This is a genomic window from Dietzia cinnamea NBRC 102147, assembly GCF_001571065.1.
Lineage (GTDB): Bacteria > Actinomycetota > Actinomycetes > Mycobacteriales > Mycobacteriaceae > Dietzia > Dietzia cinnamea.
In genome coordinates this window covers 1-3371 of sequence record NZ_BCSW01000107.1, presented here as the reverse complement: position 1 = coordinate 3371, position 3371 = coordinate 1, and the positions used below count along the sequence as shown (strand labels likewise).

The 3371-nt window shown below is 69.0% G+C and carries 4 protein-coding genes; 3 read left to right on the top strand and 1 reads right to left on the bottom strand.

What is annotated here, in order from left to right:
* Positions 1-102: 102 nt before the first annotated feature.
* The gene (locus tag DCI01S_RS16190) at positions 103-579 is read right to left on the bottom strand and encodes a hypothetical protein (RefSeq protein ID WP_061230170.1); all 477 of its coding nucleotides are present in this window, start codon (positions 577-579) and stop codon (positions 103-105) included.
* A gap of 687 nt (positions 580-1266) precedes the next feature.
* On the opposite strand from DCI01S_RS16190, the gene DCI01S_RS16185 reads away from it, so the two are divergent.
* From DCI01S_RS16185 to DCI01S_RS17440, 3 genes are all read left to right on the top strand, one after another.
* Positions 1267-2364 carry a CaiB/BaiF CoA transferase family protein gene (locus tag DCI01S_RS16185; protein WP_061230169.1) on the top strand — a complete coding sequence of 366 codons (1098 nt, stop codon included), beginning with the start codon at positions 1267-1269 and terminating at the stop codon, positions 2362-2364.
* 3 nt (positions 2365-2367) lie between these two features.
* Positions 2368-2802: a GntR family transcriptional regulator gene (locus tag DCI01S_RS16180; RefSeq protein ID WP_232303214.1), complete on the top strand. Its 435-nt coding sequence runs from the start codon at positions 2368-2370 to the stop codon at positions 2800-2802.
* A 160-nt stretch (positions 2803-2962) separates the two neighbouring features.
* Complete coding sequence (locus tag DCI01S_RS17440; protein ID WP_156482658.1) at positions 2963-3121, top strand: hypothetical protein; 159 nt, start codon at positions 2963-2965, stop codon at positions 3119-3121.
* Positions 3122-3371: the final 250 nt, after the last annotated feature.

The window sequence follows — 3371 nt, the reverse complement described above, 5'->3', positions numbered from 1 at the left end:
GTAGCCCTGCGGTGACGATCCTGTCCCGGCCGAACGAACGCCAGGGCCCCGGCACCGTGTGGCGCCGGGGTCCGGGCTGGTACGCGGTGAGCTGAGCCGAGGTCACTCCACCGGCTCGATCGGCGGGAGCTCGCCGGTGTCGTCCCCGCCGCTGCCACCTTCACCGGCGCCCGAGCTCGCCGCCGCGCCGCCGGCGTCGGCCTCCTCCCCATCTCCGGGATCGTCCTCCGAGCTGGCCGCGGCGAGCGAGCCGAGGAGGTTCGCGCCCGTCGCGACGCTGCCGCCGGAGATGGATCCGGCGGAGACGGGCTCGACGGAGCCGCCGGGGATACGACCGTTGATCTGGTCCGCGACGACCTGCGGGTCGATACCGAAGTTGGTCTCCAGCCCTCCCAGCGTGCCGTCCTCGTTCACCGGGACACAGAGGACGATGCCGACCGCCGGGGTCTCCGGCGACAACGCGGTCCAGCTGACATCCGCCCCGGCCGCGACCAGGACAGAGCGGCCCGGCTGACCGAACACGAACAGGAGAACGTTCTCGACGACGTTGTTCTCGACTGCGGGATCGTCGAGTTCCACTGCCGGGGCCCCCTCGTCGTCGGCGAGGAGATGGGTCAGCCCACCGCCGGCCTCGATCGCGGTGATGAGCGCGATGCCAGCCGCGAGGTCACCCTCGGGATAGTCGGTCTCGAGGTCGTTGTCGGCGATCGTCGAGTACGGGGCCGTCGCCCCCAGGCAGCGCTGGTCGGCATCCGACTCGTTGGTATAGGTGACAGTCGGGCCACCCTCCTCATTCGGCGCGACCGTGACCGGTCCACTGAGGGCCTCGCCCGCGGTCTCGAGATCACCGGCGATCTCTCCGAGATCTATCGAGCTACTGCCCAGCGAGCCCGTCGGCTCCTCGTCGTCCTGGGCGGAGGCGATGCCGGCTCCGGCGAAAGTGGCTCCGGCGGCGAGCGCGACAGCCGAAGCTCCGGCCAGAACTCAATTCCGAACGAACATGAATGCTCCTTGCAGAGAGGGAAAGTCACCGGCTCCAGGGCTGCGGTAACACTGACCGGCGTTCTGGGAAACACCTGAGCGGAGTGTTACATGGGTCACAGCCGAGTTTCACGTGAGCGCCGCAAACTTGAGTGATCGTAAAGTGAAGCTAATGCCCATCTGCACCAGTAACCGCATGGGCCTCACCGCCAACACCCACCTGGCACCTCCCAGCCCGACACGAAGCGATAACGTGTGTGCAACGCCACACGAAAGGGCAATTCTGTGACAACTGCCTCCTCCGGTCCTCTCGCGGGCATCCGCGTCGTCGAACTCAACGGCATCGGCCCCGGCCCGCACGCCTGCATGATGCTCGCCGATCTCGGGGCCGACGTTGTGACCGTCATGCGACCCGGCGAGCTCCAGACCCAAGTCGGCGGCTGGGCGCACATCACTCGTCGCGGCCGGACCGTGGTGGAGGCCGACCTCAAGAGCGATGAGGGCCTGTCGCAGGTGCGCGGACTCATCGCCAAGGCCGACGTGCTGGTCGAGGGGTTCCGTCCCGGGGTCACCGAGCGGATGGGCCTGGGTCCGGACGAGTGCCTCGAGATCAACCCGAAGCTGGTCTACGCGCGGATGACCGGCTGGGGCCAGCACGGCCCGCTCGCACACACCGCAGGGCACGACCTCAACTACATCTCCCTCACCGGGCACCTCAACGCGACCGCCCGCAAGGGCGAGCGCCCGGTGCCGCCGCTCAACCTGGTCGGCGACTTCGGCGGCGGTTCGATGTTCCTCATCCAGGGCATCCTGGCCGCGATCATCGAGCGCTCCACCTCGGGCGAGGGTCAGGTCATCGACGCCGCCATGACCGACGGCGCCTCGGTGCTCGGCCAGTTCCAGTGGGCGATGCGTGCCCGCGGTCAGTGGTCGGACGTCGCCGGGACCAACATGCTCGACACGGGCTACCCCTTTTATGACGTCTACACCTGTTCCGACGGCAAATACATGGCCGTGGGCTGCCTCGAGCCGCAGTTCTACGCCGAGTTCGCCCGGCTGCTCGGCGTCGACGGCGAGGGCATGCCCGGCCAGTTCGACATGGATCGCTGGGACGAGCTACGCGAGCTGATCGCGGGGAAGTTCGCCGAGAAGACCCGCGACGAGTGGGCCGAGGTGTTCTACGGCACCGACGCGTGCACGACGCCGGTCCTCACCTACACCGAGGCGCTGGACCATCCGCACAACACCGCCCGCGAGACGTTCGTCGAGGTCGCCGGCGACGTGGGCCCGGCACCCGCGCCGCGTTTCTCCCGCACCCCGGCGGCCCCGGTCCCGGCGGCGCCGCCGCGTGAGGTCACCGCGGTCGACCAGGTGTGGGCCTGACCCGTGGGTGATCCGGTCACCGGTCCCGAGGCCGCGGGTGCAGACGCCCGCGGTCCCGGTGGGGCCCGCGTCGCGGGCGTGGTGCTCTCCGTGGACCCCGCCTCCGGCGAGCCTCCCTTCCGTCAGCTCATGTCCCAGATCGTGGAGGCGACCCGACGCGGAGTTCTCACGCCCGGTACGAGGTTGCCCGCGGTACGCACTCTCGCGGAGAACGTGGGGATCTCCACGGCCACCGCGGCCAAGGTCTACCGCGAGCTCGAGGACGGCGGTGTCCTCGAGGGACGCGGCCGCTCGGGGACCTTCATCGCCGAGACCGATGCGGCGGCCGCCGCCCTCGCCCGCGCGGCGGAGTTGTTCGCCGACCGCGCCGCGGCCGCCGGTGCCGGGGTCGAGGACGCCGTGGACGCCGTCCGCACCGCCTTCGCCCACCGCGCGTGACCCCGCCGGTTCGCTCCCGAACGGGCGCGCCGCCGGTTCTCGCGCCCTACGCCCCGAATGTCGATGTCAGGCCACCGGCGGGATGGCACAGCGCACCGTCACCGCCTGCGGGTGAACCCGTCGATGCACTCGAGGTAGGGGCGGGTGCGATAGTCGGGACATGAGAACGACCAGAGCTTTCGCAGCCACCCTCGCCCTGACCACGGCGGTCTCCGTCGCCGCGGCACCCGCCCACGCGGCGCCGACCGAAGCTTCGTCGGCCAGCGTGCACTACATCGCCCAGGAATCGGGTTCGCTCGAGGGCGGCCTGTGGGTTTGAGCGCTTTGCGGCGGTCTTCTGTGATCGCTCGGAGGCGTTAGTTTCCGATCACGAGGATGCTGGCGGCGGATTCGATGACGTCGTCGGTGATGGTCTCGAGTTGGTTGATCTTGAGCACTCGTGCGATCTGAGGGAAGAGGCGTTCGAGGAGGCGGAAGTTGCCCCGGGTGAAACTTTAGGTTTTAATGCGTTGTCCCAACAGTTCAGCAGACGCTGTATAGTTCAGCAAGTGCTGACTATTGTTTCCCGT